Below are 23,704 nucleotides of genomic sequence, written 5' to 3'. Positions count from 1 at the left end.
ACCGCGCGGTTGCGTGGTATGCGCATGTCGTGCGTGGGGGTGGCCAGCGCGATCGTCAGCAAGAACAGGCAGAGCAGCGACACCGCGATCGGCAGATGCCGCCAGATCGACTGCGGCACCTCCGCCTCGGTGTACCGGCGCAGCCGCTGCCGGCGCCGGGCCTGAACGACGACGTAGAGCGCGAGTAAGGCCAGCGGGACCAAAGCGAACAGCAACATCGCCGGGCGCTGGAACCCATACAGCGGTAAGGGGCCGATTCCGGGAAGCGACACTCGGCTCACACCTTCCCGTCGGGGCCGCCACTGAATCACCGGCGGACGCTGCCGCCAGTAAAGAGGAGACTTGACTACCCGTCAAACGCTCGTGGACAGCGTGGCCCGCAGGATATCGGCGAACTCGCCTGGTGCCGAGATGAATCCGCCGTGATCGCCGGGAAACTCGATCGGCTGTACTCCGAGGAGTTCGGCCAGCGCAACACTGGTCCGGTACGTGATCAGGCCGCCGGACTCGGCGCCGATCCCGACGACTACCCGCGCCGGGCCGCGGGTGAGGGCAGCGATGTCGGGCCGGTAGGCGGCGGTGCCCCGCAGTTCGTGGGTGATGAACCGGGTGCCATCGGCCAGCTGCTGCGGTGGCGGTTCGGTTGCGACCGGGGCGCCCTGGGCGTCGCCACCGCCCGCCTGGAAGCCCGCGTTCACCATGAACTTCGTCATCGCGGCGGCCAGCCCGTCGCGGTGGAAGGTGTCGATGATGTCTTCGGTGTTGGCGCGCTGCTGGGCGGCGTCGGGCAGCAGCTCCAGCAACGGTGGCTCGTGCGCGACGAGCGTGCCGACACGCGTGGGGTGGCGAGTCACGAGTGCCAACCCGGTGACCGCGCCGCCGGACGACCCCATCACGTCGGCCCGATCCGCACCGAGGTCGTCGAGAATTGCCGCGACGTCGTCCGCGCGTAGGTCGGGCGTGGAATCTTGGGCCGGGTCATCGACGGGGCTGCCGGAGATTCCACGCGGGTCGGTGGTGACGACGGTGTGGTCGCCTGCCAGCGCTTCGGCGAGTGGCGCGAAGTCCGCGGCGGGCATCGGCGAGCCGAGTATCACCAGCAGCGGACCCGCGCCGCGCACCTCGTAGTGCAGCCGGGCTCCGGGTACGACGAGCGAGTGGGTGGTCATCGAGTGGGTGGTCATGTAGGGAAGACTCGGCTCGACGGCCGAATTCACCGCTGTCCGCGCCGCTATTCCCGGCGGAGCCGCCCCTCCACGAATTGCTCGAGCTTCTCCCACTCCCGCACCGCGGCGGAATACGGGCCCGCCGGCTTGCCGACCGAGCCGGGCTCCAGCACGTACGCCACCAGTTTGCCCAGCGGTCGACCCGTCGCGAGGGCCTTGTCGACCGTGCCCTCCTCGGAGTAGTCGCCGATGTCGCGGAGCAGCTCGACGGCCAGGTCGAGCTGGTCACGGTCCACGGCGTCGGGCCCGTCGGCGAAGTCGTCGGCCAGGCCGCTGAGCACGTAGATGTTCTCGTCGGTGACGTCGACCGCCAACGAGCCGTCAGTCGCGGCGGTGCGGATGTCGTCGTAGGTGCTCAGGTCGGACAAGTCGTGGTCGTGCTCGTCGGCGAGGTAGCGCGCCAGCGCCCGCTCGGAGCCGAACACGCTGATGCGCCCGTTGCGGCCCAGGAAGATCGGGCGATCGTCCAGGTAGCAGCGCAGCGTGTAGAACGTCCCGGAACTCGTCATGATCCGAATCGGGTCGATACCCACCTGCGCCCAGAAGTCCTTGTCGCTGCCCAGCACCACGGTGTCGCCGGCCGCGCGGGGCTCCTCCTCGTCCTCGGGTTCGTCTGTGTCGTCGCTGGCTTCGGACCCTTCGTCGTCCTCGGGCTCCTCGACGACGTCCTCGTCGGGGGCCTCGTCGGCGTCTTCGTCCTCGTCTTCTTCGAGCTCCTCGGCCAGTTCGTCGGCGGCCTTCGCCGACAGCTTCTCGTCGACCTCCGGCGTGCTGACGACGTCGTCGATCGCGCTGAGCACGTCGTCCCAGCTGCGCCCGATGATCTCGGCGATCGCATCCCAGCGTTTGGTGCCGGCCTTGCCGGTGAAGTTGTCGATCCCGCCGGACACCGTCCCGAGGCTGGGATTGCCGTTGAAGAACTTCGCCACCGCCGGCAGCTCGCACACCGACCCGATGGACGACACGATGGCCAGCGTGCCCGCCAGCGCGGCCACCGACTCCTCGGTCGGTTTCTCCGACACCAACTCCTCGACGGCGACTAGGTCGAATTGCTTGTCCTTGGCGGGGTCGAGGGTGCGCGCGTGGGCGCTGGTCAGCTCCTTCCACGCGGGGTGGTCGGCCAGATCGTTGTCGGAGTCCGAACGCACGAATGCGACCAGGTCGGAAACGGTCTCGAAGGCATACAGGTCATCGTCTTTGCCCAGGAACGCCTCCCACTCGTCGCCGGCATCGCGCCAGCGGGGTGCCCACACGGTGTAGCGGTCACCGGCGGACAGGCTCAGGCGGATGGGCACGAGGTCAGCAGCCATGCGGCACACAATAGCGACGGCCGGCGTACGTGCCGGGGCCGGTGTCGGGCCCGGTGGCGGCGGATGGCCTTCAGGGTGCCCAGATGGTCGCGATCGGGGGCGCGTTGGCCGCGTTACCCGTCTTCGGCAGCCCGTACATCTGTTCCAGGGTGGAAAGCACGTTGTAGTGGCTGATCTGCTCGGGGTAGTTGCCGGGCTGCACATGCGCGCCGTAGATCACCGTCGGGATCTGGTTGCGCGGACCGCCGTCGTCCTCGTCCCACGTGACGATCAGCAGGCTGTTGTTGGCCAGCGCCCAGTTGGCGTAGCCGGACAGCTGGCGGTTCAGCCAGGTGTCGGCCTGCCCGATCGAGCCGTCGTGCATGTTGTTGTCGTTGTTGGGAATGACGAACGACACGGTCGGCAGGCTGGCGTAGTTGCCCATCGGGAAAGCGGAGAACGGCACCGAGTTCTGCGGCGGCACATTGGTGAAATCGGCCCACGGCACATGCTTGCGCGCGTACTTGCCGGCGCTGCACGCGGGCGAACCGACCGCGGGCAGGTCCTCGGCAAAACCGACGAATGTGTATCCGGCGGCGAGCAATTCGGAGCCGAGGTTAGGGGCATTGCCCCCATTGACAGGGCACGCGTTGCTCGTCACTCCGAGAGTGCTTCCGGCGAAGAGCGCCAAGTAGTTTGGCTGGCTGGGATGTGTTTCGGCGAACGACTGGGTCATGTTCGCGCCGTGAGCGGCCAGCGCGGTGATGAAGGGCGTCTGCGGGCTGCCGATGATGTGTGCTTGAGAACGGTTCTCTTCCACCACGATTACCACGTGCGCGGGCCGGGGCAGCTCGGCGGCGGCCAGGCCCACCCGGGGAGTCGACGGAATGGCCGCCAGACCCATCAGCATGACCGCGCCGGCCATTCCGAGGATGCGATATGCCCAGTCGATCAGCGTTCTCGGACTTCGAATTTCGCGCGACACCCCGGGAGTATATGAACGGGTCACCGACATTGACGGGACGCACGCACGCGTGTCAACGGGCCATTGCACAAAAGAGGTATATACGCTCGAATTCCATGGATGTCCGCGTCATCGACCACCCCCTGGCCGCCGCCAGGCTGAGCACGCTGCGCGACGAACGCACCGACACCGCGGGTTTTCGGGCCGCGCTGCGCGATCTGACGGCGATGCTCGTCTACGAGGCCACCCGCGACGCCGGCCGCGAGACATTCGCGATCCGCACCCCGCTGGCCGAGACGCTGGGTGTGCGGCTGGCTAACCCGCCGCTGCTGGTGCCCGTGCTGCGCGCCGGGCTGGGCATGGTCGACCAGGCGCTGGAGCTGCTGCCTGAGGCCAGGGTGGGTTTCGTCGGCGTCGCCCGCGACGAGGAAACCCACCAGGCGAGCGGATATATGGAATCGCTGCCCGACGACCTGAGCGCGCTGCCGGTGATGGTCCTGGACCCGATGCTGGCCACCGGCGGATCGCTGAAACACGCCGTCGGCCTGTTGCAGCGCCGTGGCGCGGCGGACATCACCGTGCTGTGCGTGGTGGCCGCGCCGGAAGGCATTGCGGCGCTTGACAAAGCGGCGCCGGACGCGCGGCTGTTCACCGTGGCCGTCGACGACGGGCTCAACGAGATCGCCTATATCGTGCCGGGTCTCGGCGACGCTGGGGACCGGCAGTACGGGCCGCGCTAGCTACCAGGCTTGCACCGCGGACACCAGCTCGTCGCGTAACCCGGCCGCCCGTTCGCGGGCACGATGCAGGCCGTCGGCCACCGCGCAGCGAATCTCCAAGTAGCACTTCAGTTTCGGTTCGGTTCCCGAGGGCCGCACCACCACCCGCGCCGACGCCTCGTCATTCCCGCCGGCGAAGATCAGCGCGTCACCGATGTCGGTCATGGTCGCCGGGAAGCGCGCCAGCCGTTGCGGCGGTGAGGCCCGTAGCGCCCCCATCAAGGCGGCGGCCTCGTCGGCGTCGGCGACCCGGCGCGACACCGCCGCGACGTCGTGGACGCCGTGGCGCAGGGCGAGCTCGTCGAGCCGATCGGACACCGAGCGACCCTGCGCTTTGAGCGCGGCCACCAGATCGCACACCAACACCGCGGCGCTGATGCCGTCCTTGTCACGCACCGCGGCGGGGTCGACGCAGTGGCCGATCGCCTCCTCGTAGGCATACACCAGGGCGCCGGGCAGGTCCGCGTCGGCGCGCGCCAACCATTTGAAGCCGGTGAGGGTTTCGACGTGGACCGCGCCGTAGTGCGCGGCGATGGCCGCCAGCATCCGCGACGACACCACCGTGCTGGCCACCACCGCGGTCGCGGGTCGCTCGTTCGACAGGATGTAATCGCCCAGCAGCCAACCGGTTTCGTCGCCGGAGAGCATCCGCCACCCCGGTGCCGTCGGGATGCCCACCGCGCACCGGTCCGCGTCGGGATCCAGCGCGATCGCGACGTCGGCGTGGGTGTCCGCGGCCAGCGTGAGCAGCGCGTCCGCGGCGCCGGGCTCCTCGGGGTTCGGGAACGCGACGGTGGGGAAGTCGGGGTCGGGTGCGAACTGGGCGCCGACGGTGTGCACCTGCTCGAACCCGGCGCGGTGCAGTGTGTCCACGGCGACGGCACCGCCGACCCCGTGCAGCGGGGTGAGGGCAACGCGCACCGGGCCGGTCGATCGCCGCACGCCGGCCGCCCGCTCGATGTAGCGCTCGACGAGGTCGGTATCGGCGGGTTCGACGGGTCGACGGCCGATCCGGTCGGCGAAAGGGGCTGCGGCCATTGCGGTTTCGATCTGACGGTCGGTCGGTGAGACGATCTGGATGCCGCCGTCGAAGTACACCTTGTAGCCGTTGTCGGTGCGCGGATTGTGCGATGCCGTGATCTGTATCCCCGCGGCGGCGCCGGTGTGGCGCACGGCGAAGGCTACCACCGGGGTCGGCACCGGACCGGGCAGCAGCAGCACCGAAAAGCCCTCGGCGGCAAGCACTTCGGCCGTCACGGTGGCGAAGATCGCCGAGCCGTGCCGGGCGTCGCGCCCCACCACCACCAGGGAACCGGCACGCCCACGATCCGTGAGCACTCGCGCCACCGCCCACGTTGCGCGCGACACCACCGCCACGTTCATCGCGTCGGGGCCCGCGCGCACCGGACCGCGCAATCCCGCGGTGCCGAAGGTCAGCGGTCGGGCGAAGCGCGCCGCACGCTCGTCGGGACCGCAGGCGGCGAGCTCGGCGGCCGTCGTCGGGTCCGGGTCGTGCGCGATCCACTCCTCGGGCGTCATGCGCTCTAAAACCGGGCTATGACGTCCGCCAGCAGGGCGCCCATCCGGCCCGCGGACGCGTCCCCCGCGGCGACCACGTCGGCGTGCCGCAGCGGCGCGGGCGTGAGACCCGCGGCCAGGTTCGTCACCAGGGAGATGCCCAGCACCTCCGCGCCGGCGGCCCGGGCCGCGATGGTCTCGTGCACCGTCGACATGCCCACCAGGTCGGCGCCGAGGGTGCGCAGCATCCGGATCTCCGCCGGCGTCTCGTAGTGCGGCCCCGGCAGGCCCGCGTACACGCCTTCGGTCAGCTGCGGGTCGCTGTCGCGGGCGAGCTTGCGCAGCCGCGGCGCATACGCGTCGGTCAGGTCCACAAACTGCGCGCCGACCAGCGGCGAACGCCCGGTCAGGTTCAGGTGGTCGCTGATCAGCACCGGCTCGCCGACCCGCATCTCGGGGCGCAGCGCGCCGGCGGCGTTGGTCAGTACGACGATGCGCGCCCCGGCCGCACAGGCGGCCCGCACCGGGTGCACGACGTGGGCCAGGTCGTGTCCTTCGTACGCGTGCACCCGGCCGGCCAGCACCAGCACCCGGTGCTCGCCGATGCGCACCGACATGAGCTCGCCGGTGTGGCCGACCGCGCGCGGCGGCGCGAACCCCGGCAGGTCGGCCTGGGGCAGCACGACGGTTGGGGAGCCCAGCGCGGCGACCGCCGGCGCCCATCCGGAGCCCAGCACCACGGCGACGTCGTGCTCGCCGATCCCGGTGCGCTCGGCGATGGCCTGTGCGGCTAGTCGCGCGAGTTGCTCGGGCGCGGGCGGGGATTCGGCCACAGTCGGGCAGCTTAGCTTGGTGACGCCTCACACGGCGGTTGTCAGCGGTCTATGTCAGGATCTGCCGTATGCGTCTCCGTACCTGGCCGGTTATCGGCCTCGTCGTCGCCGTCGGCCTGTCGGTGGCAATGCTCGCGAGCGGCCCCGCTCCGACAGCGCGAGCAGGGTGTCCCGACGTCCAACTGATCTTCATCCGCGGTACCGCCGAACCGCCCGGCCTGGGGGCCGTGGGCGATGCGCTCTTCGCCGCGCTGCAGCCCGCCCTCGGCTCGCGCAGCGTCGACTCGTACGCGGTGAACTATCCGGCCAGCTACAACTTTTTGACCACCGCCGACGGCGCCAACGACGCGCGCGATCACATCGCGGCGATGGCCGACCAATGCCCGGCCACTCGGCTGGTGCTCGGCGGCTTCTCGCAGGGCGCCGCCGCGGTCTCGATGCTGGCGGGGGTGCCGCCCGTCGGCCAGCGCATCGGCAACTTCGGATCCGCTCCCGCGCTGGATCCCGGCCTGGTGGGGAAGGTGCGAGCGGTTGCGGTGTTCGGCAATCCGGGCAACCGCTTCAACACACCCCTATCGACGACGGGCGCGTGGGCCGGCCGGGCGATCGACCTGTGCAGTGACGGCGACCCCGTCTGCGTTGTCGGCGGTCGCGACCGGGATGCGCACCACGTCTACGAGGTGCCGCCCTATCCCGGCCAGGCGGCGGCGTTCATCGCCGGACTGGTGTAGCCCTCGGATCCTCGAGCCGTCGTGGCCGGGTGAGATACTGCGAGAATGCCCGCAGCACCCGCATTAGCCAACGTCGAGGACGTGGTGCGGCGTCGCGGATCCGACCTGGTCGAGCTGTCCCACGCCATCCACGCCGAGCCCGAGCTGGCGTTCGCCGAGCATCGCAGCTGCGCCAAGGCGCAGACACTGGTCGCCGAGCGTGGTTTCCAGATCACCGCGCGGCCCGGAGGTTTGGAGACGGCCTTTCGCGCCGACTTCGGCAGCGGACCGCTGGTGGTCGGGATCTGCGCCGAGTACGACGCGCTGCCCGAGATCGGGCACGCGTGCGGGCACAACATCATCGCGGCCTCGGCGGTGGGGACCGCGCTGGCGCTGGCCGAGGTGGCCGACGAGCTGGGCCTGACGGTGTCGCTGCTGGGAACTCCCGCCGAGGAGGCCGGCGGCGGCAAGGAACTGCTGCTGCAAGCCGGGGTGTTCGACGACGTCGCGGTCGCGGTGATGGTGCATCCGGGGCCGGCCGACATCGCCGGGGCCCGCTCGCTGGCGCTGTCCGAAGCGGTCGTCGACTACCGCGGCAAGGAATCCCATGCCGCCGTCGCGCCGCACCTGGGGATCAACGCCGCCGACGCCGTCACCGTCGCGCAGGTCGCCGTCGGGCTGCTGCGCCAACAACTGGCACCGGGGCAGCTGGTGCACGGGATCGTCACCAACGGCGGACAGGCCGTCAACGTCATCCCCGGCCATGCGACGTTGCAGTACGCGATGCGGGCGGTCGAATCGGATTCGCTGCGAGAGCTGGAGGGCCGGATGTTCGCGTGCTTTTCCGCGGGCGCGCTGGCCACCGGCTGCGAATACGAAATCAACCAGCCCGCACCGCCGTACGCCGAGCTCAAACCCGACCGATGGCTGGCGGGCGTCTTCCGCGACGAGATGCGGCGGCTGGGTCGTAGCCCGGTCGCCCCCGAGATCGAGGACGCGCTGCCGATGGGCAGCACCGACATGGGCAACGTGACGCAGGTGTTGCCCGGGATCCACCCGATCATCGGCGTCGACGCCGGTGGCGCCACGGTTCACCAGCGCGCCTTTGCCGCCGCGGCCGCCGGTCCCAGCGCCGATCGTGCGGTTGTCGACGGCGCAATCATGTTGGCGCGCACCGTCGTTCACCTCGCCGAGTCGCCCGATGAACGCGACCGGGTGCTCGCGGCGCGGGAGAGACGGGCGGCGTCATGAGCCTGGTCGACACCGCCGAGTCGTGGCTGGCCGCACACCACGAAGACCTGATCGAGTGGCGCCGCCACATCCATCGCTACCCGGAGCTGGGCCGGCAGGAGTACGCCACCACGCAGTTCGTCGCCGAGCGGTTGGCCGATGCGGGGCTCAACCCCAAGGTCCTGCCCGGCGGTACGGGGCTGACGTGTGATTTCGGTCCCGACCACGAGCCGAGAATCGCGCTGCGGGCCGACATGGACGCGCTGCCGATGGCCGAGCTGACCGGCGCGCCCTACACCTCGACGATGCCCAACGTCGCGCACGCCTGTGGGCATGACGCGCACACCGCGATCCTGCTGGGCACCGCGCTGTCGCTGGCGTCGGTGCCCGAGCTGCCGGTCGGGGTGCGGCTGATCTTCCAGGCGGCCGAGGAGTTGATGCCCGGCGGCGCGATCGACGCGATCGCCGCCGGGGCGCTGACCGGGGTGTCGCGGATCTTCGCGCTGCATTGCGATCCCCGGCTGGAAGTCGGCAAGGTCGCGGTGCGGCAGGGCCCCATCACGTCGGCCGCCGACCAGATCGAGATCACGCTGTATTCGCCGGGCGGGCATACCTCGCGGCCGCACCTGACCGCCGACCTGGTCTACGGGCTGGGCACGCTGATCACCGGGCTGCCCGGGGTGCTGTCGCGGCGCATCGACCCGCGCAACGGCACCGTGTTGGTGTGGGGCGCGGTCAATGCCGGCGTGGCGGCCAACGCCATTCCGCAATCCGGCGTGCTGGCCGGCACCGTGCGCACCGCCAGCCGGCAGACGTGGGTTGGCCTGGAGGAGTTCATCCGCGAGGCCGTGGGCGCGCTGCTGTCGCCGCTGGCGATCGAACACACGCTGCAATACCGGCGCGGGGTGCCGCCGGTGGTCAACGAGGAAGTCTCGACCCGCATCCTCATGCATGCGATCGAAGCCGTCGGCCCTGATGTGCTGTCCGACACCCGGCAGTCCGGCGGCGGCGAGGATTTCTCCTGGTATCTGGAGGAAATCCCCGGCGCGATGGCGCGACTGGGCGTGTGGTCCGGCGTGGGACCGCAGTTGGACCTGCACCAGCCGACATTCGACCTCGACGAACGGTCCCTGGCGATCGGGCTGCGCGTGATGGTCAACATCATCGAGCAGACCGCCGTCGTCGAGTCGGCCCTGTTCTAAGCGGAGGTTCCCGGGCCGATGTTGCGGGCCGGGCGGGTTCGCAGGTCGTGTACGTAATCGCTTGGGGCGCCGGCGATTTCGGCGGCATCGGCCATAACGCCGAGATAGCGCGCCGACGGCAGGCCACCCTCCCACGCGTCCAGCACATACAGCCACGCGAGCACGGGATCGGTGGTGGTGTCGGAGGACAGCCGTTCGACGCGGCAGCGAATTTTCTTGTGCACGCCGAACTCCGAGCCCTCCCAGCGGTCGAGGTTCTTCTCGTCCGCCGGCGTCATGTCGTAGAGGACGACGAACACCTTCGAATTCGGGTCCTCGACGATCGTGGCCAGGGCCCCTTCCCAGCCGATGTCCTCGCCGCCGAACGTCAGCCGCCAGCCCGGCAGCCAGCCGGTTCCGGCCATCGGCGAGTGGGGTGCACGCTGCAGCATCTGCTCGGGATGCATGTTCGATCCGTAGGCGGCGTAGAGCGGCACGGGAAAAAGCTTAAACGGCACACCCGCAACCGGTATTCATCCGAGCGCCGTCCGTTCCACGCCGCGCTGCGGTGACCTGCCTCGTCCCGATAGGTTAAGGACCGTGGTAACGCGCATCGTGATCCTCGGCGGAGGCCCGGCCGGTTACGAAGCCGCGCTGGTCGCCGCCACGTCTCATCCCGACACGACGCACGTCACCGTGATCGACTCCGAGGGCATGGGCGGCGCGGCCGTGCTGGACGACTGCGTGCCGTCCAAGACTTTCATCGCGTCCACCGGCCTGCGGACGGAGCTGCGCCGGGCGCCCCGGCTGGGTTTCGACATCGACTTCGAAGACGCCAAGATCTCGTTGCCGCAGATCCACACCCGTGTCAAAACGCTCGCGGCGGAGCAGTCCGCGGACATCGCCGCCCAGCTGCTCGCCGTCGGCGTCCAGGTGATCGCGGGCCGGGGCGAGCTCGTCGACCCCACGCGCGGCCTGGCCAAGCATCGCATCAAGGCCACCGCCGCCGATGGCACCACCAGCGAGCACGAAGCCGACGTCGTGCTCATCGCCACCGGCGCCAGCCCGCGGATCCTGCCGACGGCCCAGCCCGATGGCGAGCGGATCCTGACGTGGCGGCAGCTCTACGACCTGGAAGCGCTGCCCGAGCACCTGATCGTGGTGGGCTCGGGCGTGACCGGCGCCGAATTCGTGCACGCCTACACCGAGTTGGGCGTGCGCGTGTCGGTCGCGGCCAGCCGGGACCGGGTGCTGCCGTACGAGGACGCCGACGCCGCGCTCGTGCTGGAAGAGTCGTTCGCCGAACGCGGGGTGCAGCTGTTCAAGCACGCGCGCGCCGAGTCGGTCACCCGCACCGACGCGGGGGTGTTGGTCACCATGACGGATGGCCGCACCGTCGAGGGCAGCCACGCGCTGATGACCATCGGATCGGTTCCTAACACCGGCGGACTGGGCCTGGAAAGGGTCGGCATCGAGCTGGGACGCGGCAATTACCTGACCGTGGACCGGGTTTCGCGCACCTCGGTGCCCGGGATCTATGCGGCGGGAGACTGCACGGGTCTGTTGCTGTTGGCGTCGGTCGCCGCCATGCAGGGCCGGATCGCGATGTATCACGCGCTGGGGGAGGGCGTGAGCCCGATCCGGCTGCGCACGGTCGCCGCGACGGTGTTCACCCGCCCGGAGATCGCCGCGGTCGGGGTGCCGCAGTCGATGATCGACGACGGTTCGGTGCCCGCGCGGACCATCATGCTGCCGCTGCGGACCAACGCACGGGCGAAGATGTCGGGCCTGCGGCAGGGCTTCGTCAAGGTCTTCTGCCGCCGCTCCACCGGCGTGGTGATCGGCGGCGTGGTGGTGGCCCCGATCGCGTCCGAGCTGATCCTGCCGATCGCCGTCGCCGTGCAAAACCGCATCACCGTCAACGAGTTGGCGCAGACGCTCGCCGTTTACCCGTCGTTGTCGGGGTCGATCACCGAGGCGGCCCGGCGGCTGATGGCGCACGACGATCTCGACTGAACGCCACTCAAAGGCGTCCGACGAACTAGCCTGGGGAGCAGTCCTACCGACGAGTAACTGACGGGAACCCCCGATGAGGAGTCTTTTGCCGTGAGTGACCCGATCCATGCGCCGACCGAACAGACCTGGCCGGCGTCCGTGCTCGGACCGCAGCAGCGCGAGGTGGCCTGGGAGCGGCTTGGCACCGAGCAGTTCGACGTGGTGGTCATCGGCGGCGGCGTGGTGGGCGCCGGGTGCGCGCTGGACGCCGCGACCCGCGGGCTCAAGGTGGCGCTGGTCGAGGCGCGCGACCTGGCGTCGGGCACGTCGAGCCGCTCGTCGAAGATGTTCCACGGTGGGCTGCGCTACCTCGAACAGCTGGAATTCGGGCTGGTACGCGAGGCGCTCTACGAGCGCGAGCTGTCGCTGACCACGCTGGCGCCCCATTTGGTCAAGCCGCTGCCGTTCCTGTTTCCGCTCACCAAGCGGGTCTGGGAACGCCCCTACATCGCGGCGGGCATCTTCCTCTACGACCGGCTCGGCGGCGCGAAATCGGTTCCGGCGCAAAAGCATTTGACCCGCGCCGGGGCGCTGCGGCTGAGCCCCGGCCTGAAACGCAGCTCGCTCATCGGTGGCATCCGCTACTACGACACCGTCGTCGACGACGCCCGGCACACCATGACGGTCGCGCGCACCGCGGCGCATTACGGCGCGGTGGTGCGATCGTCCACCCAGGCGGTCGGATTGCTGCGCGACGGCGACCGGGTGATCGGCGTGCGCGTCCGCGACTCCGAGGACGGCGCGATCACGGAGGTCCGCGGCCACGTCGTGGTCAACGCGACCGGGGTGTGGACCGACGAGATTCAGGCATTGTCAAAGCAGCGCGGGCGATTCCAGGTGCGCGCGTCCAAGGGTGTGCACGTGGTGGTGCCGCGCGACCGGATCGTCAGTGATGTCGCGATGATCCTGCGCACCGAGAAATCCGTGATGTTCATCATCCCGTGGGGCAATCACTGGATCATCGGAACCACGGACACCGATTGGAATCTCGACCTGGCCCATCCCGCGGCCACCAAGGCCGACATCGACTACATCCTGGGCACCGTCAACAGCGTGCTGGCCACGCCGCTGACGCACGCCGACATCGACGGCGTGTACGCGGGGCTGCGCCCGTTGCTCGCGGGGGAGAGCGACGACACCTCGAAGCTGTCCCGGGAACACGCGGTGGCGGTGCCCGCGGCGGGCCTGGTGGCCATCGCCGGTGGCAAGTACACGACCTACCGGGTGATGGCGGCCGACGCGATCGACGCTGCGGCCCAATACGTTCCGGCCCGGGTCGCGCCGTCGATCACGGAGAAGGTGAGCCTGCTGGGCGCCGACGGCTACTTCGCGCTGATCAATCAGGCCGAACACGTCGGTGCGCTGCAGGGTCTGCACCCCTACCGGGTGCGCCACCTGCTCGACCGCTACGGCTCGCTGATCGGCGACGTGCTGGAGATGGCGGGCGAAACCCCCGGCCTGCTCAGCCCGATCCAGGAAGCCCCCGGCTACCTGCGGGTCGAGGCCGTGTACGCGGCGGCCGCCGAGGGCGCGCTACATCTGGAGGACATCCTGGCCCGCCGGATGCGCATCTCGATCGAGTATTCGCACCGCGGCGTCGACTGCGCCCGGGAGGTGGCCGACCTCGTCGCCCCGGTCCTGGGGTGGAGCGCCGAGGACGTCGACCGCGAGGTCGCGAACTACACCGCCCGGGTGGAGGCCGAGATCCTGTCGCAGGCGCAGCCCGACGACGTGTCGGCCGACGAGTTGCGCGCCAGCGCGCCCGAGGCTCGCGCCGAGATCCTCGAGCCGGTGCCGCTCAATTGAGTCCCGATTGAGGCTGCGGTGAGGGCCGCGCCGCTGCCGGTTCGCGACGGGCTGGGCCCCGCGCGGGTGCGGCTGCGCGGCGGACCGGTGCTGGCCGAGCTGATCGCACGATTCGGTGAGCCGGCCCGCGCGAAAGTGCTGGCCGGGGAAGTGGTCGACGCCGACGGCGTGGTGGTCGACCACGCGACCGTGCTGCCCGCGGGCGCGGCCGTCTACCTGTATCGCGAACTGCCGCAAGAGGTTCCGGTGCCCTTCGACATGCCTGTGCTGTATCACGATGCCGACATCGTCGTCGTCGACAAGCCGCACTTCCTGGCCACCATGCCGCGTGGGCAGCACGTCGCGCAGACCGCGCTGGTGCGGTTGCGACGGGAATTGGGGCTGCCCGAACTGAGCCCAGCGCACCGACTGGACCGCCTGACGGCCGGGGTGCTGCTGTTCACCGTCCGGCGCGAGCTGCGGGGGGCTTACCAGTCACTGTTCGCCCGCGCCAAGGTGCGCAAGACGTATCTGGCGCGCGCGGCGGTCGATCCCGACCTGGTGCTGCCGCGCGTGGTCGCGAGCCGCATCGTCAAGCGGCGCGGACGCTTACAGGCGGTCTGCGAGCCGGGCACGCCCAATGCTGAGACGCTGGTGGAGCTTTTGTCGCCGGACGGTCTGTATCGGTTGACGCCGCGCACGGGACGCACCCATCAGCTGCGGGTGCACATGGCCTCGCTGGGGATACCGATCACGGGTGATCCGTTGTACCCCAACATCATTGACGTCTCACCCGGCGACTTCGGTACGCCGCTTCGACTGCTGGCCCAGCGCATCGAGTTCGACGATCCGGTGACGGGCTCGCGCCGCGAATTCGTCAGCGGTCGAGAAGGGCCGTGAGCCAATCGAAGTCGCGGATGTGTCCCGTCAGGATTTCGGGGGGTTCTCCCCAGGGCCTTCCTCGGGCGTGTACTGCGGGCAATATGCCTTGATGGCCGCGCCGACGAAGTAGCCGGAATGATAGGCGGGCATGGCGCTGCTGTTCAGTACGTCGTTCACCACATCGGCAGGCTTCGCCCCGTCGTCCAGTTTCTGGCAAACCATGTGGCCGGCCTCGATCGCATGCGAGGGAGAAACATGGTCGGTGATGCCCTCTTGGTTGAGGGTCGCCAGGAATTTGTCGTCTTGGGTGTTGGCATGCGCGGTCGAGACGGCAGCCAGCGGTCCAAGCAAAGCGACCGCCGCGGCTAGCAGAAGGCGGTGAACCATTTCGGATGCTCCCCTGAAGTGAGATGGTTTGCTGAAGCCAAGTTGGGTCGCCAACGTGGGTATTTCAGCTTCTACGGGCAATATTCTCCGGGGTACATCGATTTCTGACAACCGCACGCCCAGGTCAAACGGTAGTTGTACATATTTTGTTCACCCGCCGGTCAGGTTTTCGACAGGGCAAGAGCACCGCAAGCGCAGCGAGGTCACCGCGGCGCCGACCCGGTCGGGACCCGGTGCGAAATCAAAATCACGATGATCGAAGCGGCGGCCGCCGCGGGCGTGACGAAGCTCATAGGGTGGCGCTGCCCGACCGTCGGCCAATAGGTAATTTGACGACATGCCATGGGCGCGATTGCTGTCGGTCAGCGTCCTCGCAATTTTCCTCGTGGGATGCGGCGAGCGCCACGTTTCGGCGGCCAGCTCTCGAGATCTGTCGGGGACGTTCCGTTCCGGCGGCATGGACCGCACCTACACGCTGCACGTGCCGCCCGGCGACCCCGTCGCGCTGGTGCTGAGTCTGCACGGCGGCGGCGGTACCGGGATCGGGCAGCGGGGTCTCACCGACTTCGACACAGTCGCCGACGCCCACGGCTTGCTCGTGGTCTATCCCGACGGTTACGACAAGAGCTGGGCCGACGGGCGCGGGGCGTCGCCGGCGGACCGTCACCACGTCGACGACGTCGGCTTCCTGGTCGCGTTGGTGGGCAAGCTGCGCAACGACTACGGCGTCGCGGTGGGGCATGTATTTGCCACCGGCATGTCCAACGGGGGCTTCATGTCCAACCGGCTGGCGTGCGACCGCGCCGATGTGTTCGCCGCGATCGCGCCGGTGGCGGGCACGCTGGGCGCCGGTGTGGCCTGCAATCCCTCACGTCCGGTTTCGGTGTGGGAGGCGCACGGAACCGCCGATCCGCTGGTGCGTTTCAACGGCGGCGATGTGCGGGGTCGCGGCGGCGTCAGCCACTCGATATCCGCCGCCGCCATGGTGAGCAAGTGGCGCATTGTCGATGGGTGCCAAGGCGATCCGACGGCGGACGCGTTACCCAACGTCGGTGACGGCACCGTCGTTCACCGCTTCGACTCCACAGCGTGCGCGCAGTCGACCGAGGTGGTCTTCTATCAGATCGACAACGGCGGACACACGTGGCCGGGCGGCAAGCAGTACCTGCCCAAGGCGGTCATCGGATCCACCACGCGCGCGCTGGACGCATCGGAAGCGATCGCGCAGTTTTTCCTGGCGCACGCACGCGACTAGCCGGATTCAGCGTTGGCAGCTGGGGCACCAGTACGTCACGCGCTCACCGCTGTCGTCGGATTCGATCCGCGTGCCGCAGCGACGGCAACCCTGGCCCGCCCGGCCGTAGACCCACAGCTGGCGACCCGGCCGGGTGTCGCCGGTGGTGCAGCGATTCCAGCGTAACCGGTTGGCCCACAACATATCCCGGGCACGTGAGACCAGGCGGCGCGGGTCGTTGACCGCGCTCACGGGCGCGGTCGGCAGGTGTCCGCTGACGAAGCACAGTTCGTTGCAATACACGTTGCCGATGCCCGCCAGCACCCGCTGATCCAGCAGCGCCTCGGCGATCGGTCGGTCCGGGCGCGCCGCCAGGTTGGCGGCGGCAACCCGCGGGTCCCAATCTTGGCCCAGCAGGTCGGGTCCCAGATGAGCGACGACGTCGGTGTCGTGGTCGCGGTCGAGGACCTCCAGCACGCCGAGGTCGATCCCGACGGCCCGAATCCGACCGGCTTCCAGGATGATTCGGGTCCGGTGATCCACCCGCATCGGGCGGTCGCCGACCCGCCAGCTGCCGTCCATCTTCAGATGCGAGTGAATGCTGGCCCGCCCGACGCGGACGAACAAATGCTTCCCGCGGCTGAATACCTCGTCCACCACGTGTCCGGTGAGGTCGACGGTGGCGAACTGCGGCACCCGGATATCGCAGCGGGTCAGCGTCTGCCCGGCCAGCTGTTGCCGCAGCGTCGCCGCCGTATGCCAAACCGTGTCGCCTTCCGGCATTAGTCTGCCGAGCTCACCGCAGCCGCATTCCGCGCGGGGTGCGCACGAAGCCGGCGTCGGACAGGGCGTCGACCGGACCGGGCCCGCCGGCGCGCGGTTGCAGCGCCGGCACTCCGTCGATGCGTTCGACGAGAATCGACGCGACCCGGCGGGTGGAGACCAAATCGGCCAGCGCCAGGGCCGCCGCATGATCGGCCGCGGGATCGTGGGTGAAGGTGAGCAGGGAGCGCCCGCCGCGCTCGAGGAACCACGCCAGCTCGCCGTCCACCAGCACGACCAGCGCCCCGGCTTTACGGCCCGGCCGCGCCCCGGGGCCGGGCCCGTCCTCGCTCGACGTGGGCCACGGCAGCGCGGCGCCGTAGGGGTTCGCCGGGTCGGCGGCGGCCAGCACCACCGCCCGATATTCGGGCCGCTCGGGGTCGATCCCGTCGAGATAGCTGCGCAGCCGATCCACGGTCGAGGCGACGGCGAACTGCGCCCCGCCCAGTGACTCGACAAAATAGCCCCGCTGGCACCTGCCGGCTTCCTCGAACGTGCTCAACACCTTGTAGAGGGTGGCGAATCCGCCCGGGACGCCCTCCGCGGCCACCGCGCCCCTGGTCAGCACGCCGTGCCGGTTCAGCAGCAGCTCGGCTTGGTAGTGGGCTCGCACCGTGGAATCCGGCTCGGGGGCGGGCAGCGCCGACCACCGGCCGGCGACGGTCGGGTCGGTCGGGCGATGCTGGGCGTGCGCGACGCTGTAGCGGCTCAGCCGGGGCGGACGATGCGCTCGGTGCGCGGGCGCGGAACGCTTGCGGGCGCCCGTGCCGCCCAGGACCGCGCGCACCGGGGCGAACGTGTCGCCGGTGACCCAGCCGGCCCAAATCAGTTCCCACAGCGCGGCTTTCAGCGTTGCCTCGCCGACACCGTCCTGCGCGAGCTGCCGGAAGAAGTACGCGCCGCCTCCCGCCAGCGTGTCCAGGATCGCGCGGTGGGCTTCGGTGAAGTCGATCTCGGCGGGTGCGGCCAGGGTCAGGGGCGCGGATTCGCTGGTGTGGAACGCGATCCAGCCATCGCTGCCCGAGATCGCCCCGGCGCCCGACCAGGTGACCTCCCCGGTCGCGAGCAGCTCGTCGAGCATCGCGGGCGAGTAGTCGCGGATCCGCGGAGCCAGCACCAGCGGTTCGATCGCGGAGGCCGGCATCCGAACGCCGGCCAGCTGATCGACGACGGACATCAGCCCGTCGATACCCGACTGTGGCGACGACACCCGGTGCCAGGCCGGCAGGAACCGGCCGTAGGCGGCGGTGCTCACCGGCTCGACCTGCGCACGCAGCGCGGCCAGCGAGCGTCGCCGCAGGATGCGCAACACGTCGGCGTCGCACCACTGCTCGGCGCCCGCGCCCGACATCTCGGCGGCGGCGACGAAGTCGCCACGCACCAGCCGCCCGTCGGCAGCCAGCCGGCCCAGCACGTCGGCGGTCACCCGCAGTCCCAGGCCGAAGCGGGCGGCGACTTCGGCGGTGGTGAACGGCGTGTGGGTGCGCGCGTAACGGCCCAGCAGCTCGCCCAGCGGGTCGGCCACCTCCTCGGTGAAGGCGACCGGGACGCCCGGCGGGACCGCGGCCCCGACCCCGTCGCGCAGCCGGCCGATGTCTTCGACCGCCACCCACCAGCTGCGGCCGGCGAACGACACCGTCAACGCGCGGCGGGCCGTGTGCAGGCCTTCCAGCCAGCCGCCCACATCGGCGCCACCGGCGCGCGCCGCGACCTCGTCTTCGGTCAGCGGCCCGAGCAGTCGCAGCAGATCCGCGACCGCCTCGGCATCGCGCGCTGCCCGGTCGGGCGACAGGTGCTGCAACTGTCGGCCGGTCGCGGCGATGACCTCCGGATCGAGCAGCTCGCGCAGCTCCACGCGGCCGAGCAGCTCGGCCAACAGCGTGCTATCCAGCGACAGTGCCGCGGCGCGGCGCTCGGCCAGCGGGGAATCGCCCTCGTACATGAACGCGCCGACATAGCCGAACAACAGCGAGGCCGCGAAGGGGGAGGGCGTAGCCGTCTCCGTTTCGACCACTCGCACCCGGCGACCGGCGATGCCGGCCATCAACTCGACCAGCGCAGGGACGTCGTAGACGTCCTGCAGGCATTCGCGGATGGTCTCCAGCACGACGGGGAAGTCGGGGTACTTGCGCGCGACGTCCAACAGCTGGGCCGCGCGCTGGCGCTGGTGCCACAGCGGTGAGCGGCGGCCCGGGTGGCGGCGGGGGAGCAGCAGCGCGCGGGCCGCGCACTCCCGGAACCGCGACGCGAACAACGCCGACCCGCCCACTTCGGCGGTCACGATCGGGTCGATTTCGTCGGCGTCGAAGACGAAAAGCTCCGCGCCTGGGGGGCTTTCGGCGGTTTCTGACAGGGTGTCGGGCAGGTGCACCACGATGCCGTCGTCGGAGGCGGTCGGTTTCTCGTCGATCCCGAAGCGTTCGTAGAGGCGACGGCCCACGGCCAGCGCGAGCGGCCCGTGCACCCGCAGCCCATACGGCGAGTGCAGGATCACCCGCCAGTCGCCCAGCTCGTCGCGGAACCGCTCCACCAGCAACGTGGTGTCGGTGGGGACGGCGTTGGTGGCCGATTTCTGGTCGTCCAGCAGCTTCCACAGGTTTTCGGTCGCGTAGGCATCGAAACCCAAACTCGCGCAACGTTTGTCGAATGCGTCGCGGTCCAGGCCGGCCAGCTCGCCGGTGAACGCGCCGAGCGCGGCGCCGAGTTCGGCGGGCCGGCCGACGTCGTCGCCCCGCCAGAACGGCAGCCGGGCCGGCTGGCCGGGCGCCGGGATCACCAGCACCCGGTCGTGGGTGATCTCGGTGATCCGCCAGCTGGTCGCCCCCAGCGAGATGACATCGCCGGGACGTGACTCGTAAACCATTTCCTCGTCGAGTTCGCCTACCCGCGAAGGCTTTTCGGACTCGGTGGCGAGGTAGACCGTGAAGAGCCCGCGATCGGGGATGGCGCCACCGGAGGTGACGGCCAGGCGCTGCGCCCCGGGCCGCGCGGTCAGCGTGCCGGCGTCGCGGTCGTAGATCAATCGCGGTCGCAGGTCGGCGAATTCGGTGGACGGGTATTTCCCGGACAGCAGGTCCAGGGTGGCCTCGAAGACGCTGCGCGGCAGGGTCGCGAACGGCGCGGCCCGCCGCACGGTGTCGAACCACCGGTCGGCGTCGAGTGGCTCCAGCGCGGCCGCGGCCACGGTGTGCTGCGCCAGGATGTCGAGCGGGTTGGCGGGCACCCGCATGGTCTCGATCTGCCCGGCGAGCATCCGCTGCACGGTCACCGCGCAACCGATCAGGTCGGTGCGGTGCTTGGGAAACAGCGCGCCCCGCGAGACCTCGCCGACCTGATGGCCGGCCCGCCCGATGCGCTGCAGGCCGCTGGCCACCGACGGCGGCGCCTCCACCTGGATCACCAGGTCGACGGCGCCCATGTCGATACCCAGTTCCAGGCTCGACGTGGCGACCACCGCCTTGAGCAGCCCGCGCTTGAGGGCTTCCTCGACGACGGCGCGCTGTTCCTTGCTGACCGAGCCGTGGTGGGCGCGTGCCAGCACCGGCTCGGCGCCATACGTCTGGCCGCTGCCCAACAGGTGAGCGGGCGCCCCGCCCGGCACCCCGGAGTTGCCCTGCCCGGCAAGCGCGACACCGCTGCGCTCGGCGTGAATCTCGTTGAGCCGTGCGGTAAGTCGCTCGGCCAGCCGCCGCGAGTTGGCGAACACGATGGTCGAACCGTGCGATTCGATGAGGTCGACCAGGCGCGCTTCGACGTCCGGCCAGATGGTGTTGTCCGCCATGTTGGCCATGTCGGGCACCGGCACCTGGACGGTCAGCTCCACAGTCTTGGCCGACGGCGGGGCCACGATGGTCGTCGGCGCCTGGCCGGACAGGAACCGGGCGAGCTCCTCGGGCGGACGCACGGTCGCCGACAGCCCGATGCGCTGGGCGGGCCGGCCCTCGGGGACGTCGCGGGACAGGTCGTCGAGGCGCTCGAGCGACAGGGCCAGGTGCGCGCCGCGCTTGCCGCCGGCGATGGCGTGGATCTCGTCGACGATCACCGTCCGCACGCCGGCCAGGGTTTCCCGCGCGGCCGAGGTCAGCATCAAAAACAGCGACTCCGGGGTGGTGATCAGTACGTCGGGCGGGGAGTTGATGAGCTGACGACGGACGGCGGGCGGGGTGTCGCCGGAGCGGACCCCGACGCTGATGTTCGGGGCGGGCAGGCCGTGGCGATCGGCGATCCGGGTGAGGCCGGCCAGCGGGGTCCGTAGGTTGCGCTCGACGTCGACGGCCAGCGCCTTGAGCGGTGACACGTAGAGCACCCGGGTCCCGGGTGGGCGCTCGGCGCTGCCGGCGAGGCTATCCAGGGCCCACAGGAAAGCGGCCAGCGTCTTACCGGATCCCGTCGGCGCGATCACGAGCGTGTTGTCGCCGTCGGCGATCGCGTCCCACGCATCCGCCTGCGCCGTGGTCGGGGCGGCGAAGGTGCTGCCGAACCACTCGCGCGTGATCGCGCTGAACCGGCCCAGCGGGTCGCGAGTGGTCATCTAGCCATGGTGCCAACAGGCACCGACAAAAACGATCGGCTAGCGCGGTTCGAGACGAGCGGTCGCCATCGCATGGGACAGCTCGTCGGGGATCTCCGGCACCCGGGCGATCGCGTCGAACAACGCGTGCGCGCAGGAATCCGCGAGGCGGTCGGCGTTGGTGCTGGGGTCGATGATGCGCTGCCGGCACGTCTCGAAGGTGAACGCGAGCCAGCCATGGCAGATCACCCGCAGGTCCCGTTCGACATCGGGTTCCAGCTTCGTCCCCAGCTTTTCCACGAGCTCGGCGATGCGGCTCATGATGTGTTCCATCTGGCGGTTCTTGGCGTCGTCCTCGACGCCCAGCAGAACCGGGTCCGACCGGCCCAGGCCGACATACGCGGCCCACGCGGCCTCCGGGTTCTGCTCGTGGTAGGCCATGTAGGCGAGCACACCGCTGCGCACCTCTTCGAACATCGTCAGTCCGGTGGCGGTGTCCTTGTTGGTGGTTTCGTACAGCCGGTCGGCCTCGTCCTTGACGACGGCGGCGAAGAACGCCCGCTTGTCGGGGAAGTAGTGATACATCAGGGCCCGGGACACGCCGGCGCGCTCGGCGATCTCGTCGATACGGACCTCGTCGTACGGCCGCTTCCCGAAGACTTCGGCACCTAGCGCGAGCAGCTCGGCGCGCCGATCCTCTGGGGATAACCGCCTCCTGGCTGTCGGCATGTGTCAGATAGTACTCACGGTGTTCAAGATCACTCGCCGAGTGCGCGTATTGGAACTTCGCCCCTGGGCCAGCGATAACGCGCTGGAATAATTGACGGTGTTGGTACTTCGGCGCGCGTAGGCCAGTGACCGTGCTGCCCGCCGCCGGGAATGGCGTCCGCTTGCCCCGCGCCGGCCATTTCCATAGGCCGGCACCTAGGCGGTAAGCGGTTTACCCGGGTTTAGCGCGGGGTATCTGCTCCCATGCGCCTTCTCGCCGGGGCTGGCAGGGCCGGGCGGCAGGAAATTTCAATAACGCGGTAATAAATGCGACGTAACGAACGATGGATCAAGAGCAGCCAAGGATATGAGGTTCTCAGATGCCAAAAGCGGATGAGCGATCACGAGGCGATCGCTTAGGCCAGGAAGACGGCGAGGTACACGCCGCCATCCGTTTTGCCGCCCTGGCCACGGCCGCCGGCGTCGGGTTCATCGTCCTGGCCGCGTTGTGGGTCAGCACGTGCCCGGGGACGGGCGTCGACACCGCGGCGTGCGGCGCGCCCCAGCGGACCGTGCTGGCGTTGGGTGGACCGCTGATCCTGTTGGCCGGCGGGCTCTGGGCATTCCTGCGCACCTACCAGGTATGGCGCCACGAGGGAACCTGGTGGGGATGGCATGGCGCGGGCTGGTTTCTGCTGACACTGACCGCGGTGACGGTCTCTATGGGCGTGCCCGCGATTGCGGGGCCGGTTCTCGCCCTTTAGCCGCTTGGAGCGCTTAGCTGGCCGCGCGCTGGCGCGGCGGGCTCTTGTCGCCCGCGACGTGCCACTGCTCGTCGATCCGGCTCACGCGGCGAAGCTCCACGACGAACCACAGCGCCCCCGCCACGGTGCCCAGCACCGCGACGAGGACCGTCGTGGGCAGCCATTCGTAATGTCCGTACGCGGCGGCCGCCGCGGTGGCGATCATCCCGGCGACCGCGACGATGAACAGAATGAATCCCGGCCAGAAGAGGTTGTCCTTCATCGTGATACCAGCGTGCGGTTGCGTGGTCCGGAAATGGTCCGTCGGATCGTGATGCCTGTCTCCCATCACCTCTCCCTCCGCCACTGTCGGATGAGATAACCAAAATGCTACTCATTCGGCGGACCTTGTGAAACGCCGTCAGATAGGGCCGGGCGCCTCGCGAACGAGCGCCTCGGGCAGCGTGATCGCCCCGACCGTGGTCACGAGCCAGACCACGATCGTCGTGGCAATCCAGGACGCGCCGCCGTGGATGACCAGCCCGTGGGTGAACCCCGACGCGAGACCCAACGCGACGACCGTCAGCGCAAGGCCGGTGCCGCCGAAGAGCAGCGACGCGTACGCGCGGGGCAACCGCAAAATCCACGGCGAGAGGATCGCCTGCAACACCGAGAACACCGCCACCGCGACCACGAATCCGGACACCGACACCCAAACGCCGGGCACAACCCAGGCCGCCAGCGCCAGGCCGATCGCCCACGATCCCAGAAGCACAACTGCGCGAAGCAGAATTTGCCTCATAACGACAAGTGTAGGTCTCGCGGTTGCCACCGTTAAGGACCGCGTT

General features: G+C 69.8%; 21 protein-coding genes and 1 pseudogene. 9 read left to right on the top strand and 13 right to left on the bottom strand.

The window, feature by feature from the left end:
• From A5745_RS22605 to A5745_RS22590, 4 genes and pseudogenes are all read right to left on the bottom strand, one after another.
• Positions 1–272, bottom strand: a pseudogene (locus A5745_RS22605) (hypothetical protein); the annotation flags it as partial.
• Positions 273–353: 81 nt separating this feature from the next.
• Positions 354–1,184 carry an alpha/beta fold hydrolase gene (locus A5745_RS22600; protein WP_217695302.1) on the bottom strand — a complete coding sequence of 277 codons (831 nt, stop codon included), beginning with the start codon at positions 1,182–1,184 and terminating at the stop codon, positions 354–356.
• Positions 1,185–1,231: 47 nt separating this feature from the next.
• Positions 1,232–2,536, bottom strand: coding sequence for a primosomal protein (locus A5745_RS22595; RefSeq protein ID WP_076119041.1), 1,305 nt, complete (start codon positions 2,534–2,536; stop codon positions 1,232–1,234).
• 70 nt (positions 2,537–2,606) lie between these two features.
• Positions 2,607–3,440, bottom strand: a complete 834-nt coding sequence (locus A5745_RS22590; protein WP_076119039.1) for an alkaline phosphatase family protein — start codon at positions 3,438–3,440, stop codon at positions 2,607–2,609.
• A 155-nt stretch (positions 3,441–3,595) separates the two neighbouring features.
• Between A5745_RS22590 and upp the strand changes: the two genes are divergently transcribed.
• Complete coding sequence (upp, locus tag A5745_RS22585) at positions 3,596–4,219, top strand: uracil phosphoribosyltransferase (protein ID WP_076119037.1); 624 nt, start codon at positions 3,596–3,598, stop codon at positions 4,217–4,219.
• On the opposite strand, the gene A5745_RS22580 is transcribed toward upp, so the two are convergent.
• Positions 4,220–5,797, bottom strand: coding sequence for a phospho-sugar mutase (locus tag A5745_RS22580; RefSeq protein ID WP_076119035.1), 1,578 nt, complete (start codon positions 5,795–5,797; stop codon positions 4,220–4,222).
• Positions 5,798–5,802: 5 nt separating this feature from the next.
• The gene (locus tag A5745_RS22575) at positions 5,803–6,609 is read right to left on the bottom strand and encodes a purine-nucleoside phosphorylase (protein WP_076057646.1); all 807 of its coding nucleotides are present in this window, start codon (positions 6,607–6,609) and stop codon (positions 5,803–5,805) included.
• A 128-nt stretch (positions 6,610–6,737) separates the two neighbouring features.
• Between A5745_RS22575 and A5745_RS22570 the strand changes: the two genes are divergently transcribed.
• Genes A5745_RS22570 through A5745_RS22560 form a run of 3 tightly spaced genes read left to right on the top strand, consistent with a single transcriptional unit; the run spans position 6,738 to position 9,751 of the window.
• Positions 6,738–7,340 (top strand): cutinase family protein, encoded by a 603-nt coding sequence (locus tag A5745_RS22570; RefSeq protein WP_076057728.1) that lies wholly within the window; start codon positions 6,738–6,740, stop codon positions 7,338–7,340.
• Between the two features lie 45 nt (positions 7,341–7,385).
• Positions 7,386–8,570, top strand: coding sequence for a M20 family metallopeptidase (locus tag A5745_RS22565; protein ID WP_076119033.1), 1,185 nt, complete (start codon positions 7,386–7,388; stop codon positions 8,568–8,570).
• Complete coding sequence (locus tag A5745_RS22560) at positions 8,567–9,751, top strand: amidohydrolase (protein ID WP_076057648.1); 1,185 nt, start codon at positions 8,567–8,569, stop codon at positions 9,749–9,751. The genes A5745_RS22565 and A5745_RS22560 overlap by 4 nt, the downstream gene beginning before the upstream one ends.
• Here the strand turns inward: A5745_RS22560 and A5745_RS22555 are convergent.
• Positions 9,748–10,227, bottom strand: a complete 480-nt coding sequence (locus tag A5745_RS22555; RefSeq protein ID WP_076057649.1) for a gamma-glutamylcyclotransferase — start codon at positions 10,225–10,227, stop codon at positions 9,748–9,750. The genes A5745_RS22560 and A5745_RS22555 overlap by 4 nt on opposite strands.
• Positions 10,228–10,330: 103 nt before the next feature.
• On the opposite strand from A5745_RS22555, the gene A5745_RS22550 reads away from it, so the two are divergent.
• The 3 genes from A5745_RS22550 (at position 10,331) to A5745_RS22540 (ending at position 14,470) form a co-directional block, all read left to right on the top strand.
• The gene (locus A5745_RS22550) at positions 10,331–11,746 is read left to right on the top strand and encodes an NAD(P)H-quinone dehydrogenase (RefSeq protein WP_076057650.1); all 1,416 of its coding nucleotides are present in this window, start codon (positions 10,331–10,333) and stop codon (positions 11,744–11,746) included.
• 90 nt (positions 11,747–11,836) lie between these two features.
• Positions 11,837–13,591 carry a glycerol-3-phosphate dehydrogenase/oxidase gene (locus tag A5745_RS22545; RefSeq protein WP_076119031.1) on the top strand — a complete coding sequence of 585 codons (1,755 nt, stop codon included), beginning with the start codon at positions 11,837–11,839 and terminating at the stop codon, positions 13,589–13,591.
• Between the two features lie 18 nt (positions 13,592–13,609).
• Positions 13,610–14,470 carry a pseudouridine synthase gene (locus A5745_RS22540; RefSeq protein ID WP_076119030.1) on the top strand — a complete coding sequence of 287 codons (861 nt, stop codon included), beginning with the start codon at positions 13,610–13,612 and terminating at the stop codon, positions 14,468–14,470.
• A gap of 27 nt (positions 14,471–14,497) precedes the next feature.
• Here A5745_RS22540 and A5745_RS22535 read toward each other — a convergent pair whose 3' ends face one another.
• Positions 14,498–14,839, bottom strand: coding sequence for a DUF732 domain-containing protein (locus tag A5745_RS22535; protein WP_076119027.1), 342 nt, complete (start codon positions 14,837–14,839; stop codon positions 14,498–14,500).
• Positions 14,840–15,176: 337 nt separating this feature from the next.
• Between A5745_RS22535 and A5745_RS22530 the strand changes: the two genes are divergently transcribed.
• The gene (locus tag A5745_RS22530; RefSeq protein ID WP_076119025.1) at positions 15,177–16,094 is read left to right on the top strand and encodes a PHB depolymerase family esterase; all 918 of its coding nucleotides are present in this window, start codon (positions 15,177–15,179) and stop codon (positions 16,092–16,094) included.
• 6 nt (positions 16,095–16,100) lie between these two features.
• On the opposite strand, the gene nei2 is transcribed toward A5745_RS22530, so the two are convergent.
• The 3 genes from nei2 to A5745_RS22515 are packed head-to-tail and all read right to left on the bottom strand — an operon-like array spanning position 16,101 to position 22,134.
• The gene (gene nei2 / locus A5745_RS22525; RefSeq protein ID WP_076057655.1) at positions 16,101–16,856 is read right to left on the bottom strand and encodes an endonuclease VIII Nei2; all 756 of its coding nucleotides are present in this window, start codon (positions 16,854–16,856) and stop codon (positions 16,101–16,103) included.
• Positions 16,857–16,869: 13 nt separating this feature from the next.
• Positions 16,870–21,426 carry an ATP-dependent helicase gene (locus tag A5745_RS22520; RefSeq protein ID WP_076119023.1) on the bottom strand — a complete coding sequence of 1,519 codons (4,557 nt, stop codon included), beginning with the start codon at positions 21,424–21,426 and terminating at the stop codon, positions 16,870–16,872.
• A 39-nt stretch (positions 21,427–21,465) separates the two neighbouring features.
• Entirely contained in the window at positions 21,466–22,134 is a 669-nt protein-coding gene (locus tag A5745_RS22515; protein ID WP_076057657.1) for a TetR/AcrR family transcriptional regulator, read from the bottom strand.
• A 359-nt stretch (positions 22,135–22,493) separates the two neighbouring features.
• Between A5745_RS22515 and A5745_RS22510 the strand changes: the two genes are divergently transcribed.
• Entirely contained in the window at positions 22,494–22,877 is a 384-nt protein-coding gene (locus A5745_RS22510; RefSeq protein WP_076057658.1) for a hypothetical protein, read from the top strand.
• 13 nt (positions 22,878–22,890) lie between these two features.
• Here the strand turns inward: A5745_RS22510 and usfY are convergent, their stop codons facing one another.
• A complete protein-coding gene (usfY, locus tag A5745_RS22505; protein ID WP_076119021.1) occupies positions 22,891–23,205 on the bottom strand; it encodes a protein UsfY in 315 nt (104 codons plus the stop codon).
• Positions 23,206–23,277: 72 nt separating this feature from the next.
• Entirely contained in the window at positions 23,278–23,658 is a 381-nt protein-coding gene (locus A5745_RS22500; RefSeq protein ID WP_076057660.1) for a phage holin family protein, read from the bottom strand.
• Positions 23,659–23,704 lie beyond the last annotated feature (46 nt).

Origin of the sequence: Mycobacterium sp. IS-2888 (assembly GCF_001954215.1) — a bacterium.
Taxonomy (GTDB): Bacteria; Actinomycetota; Actinomycetes; order Mycobacteriales; family Mycobacteriaceae; genus Mycobacterium.
The sequence above is the reverse complement of the archived record's forward strand: the minus strand, read 5'-3'. Positions and strand labels throughout refer to the sequence as shown.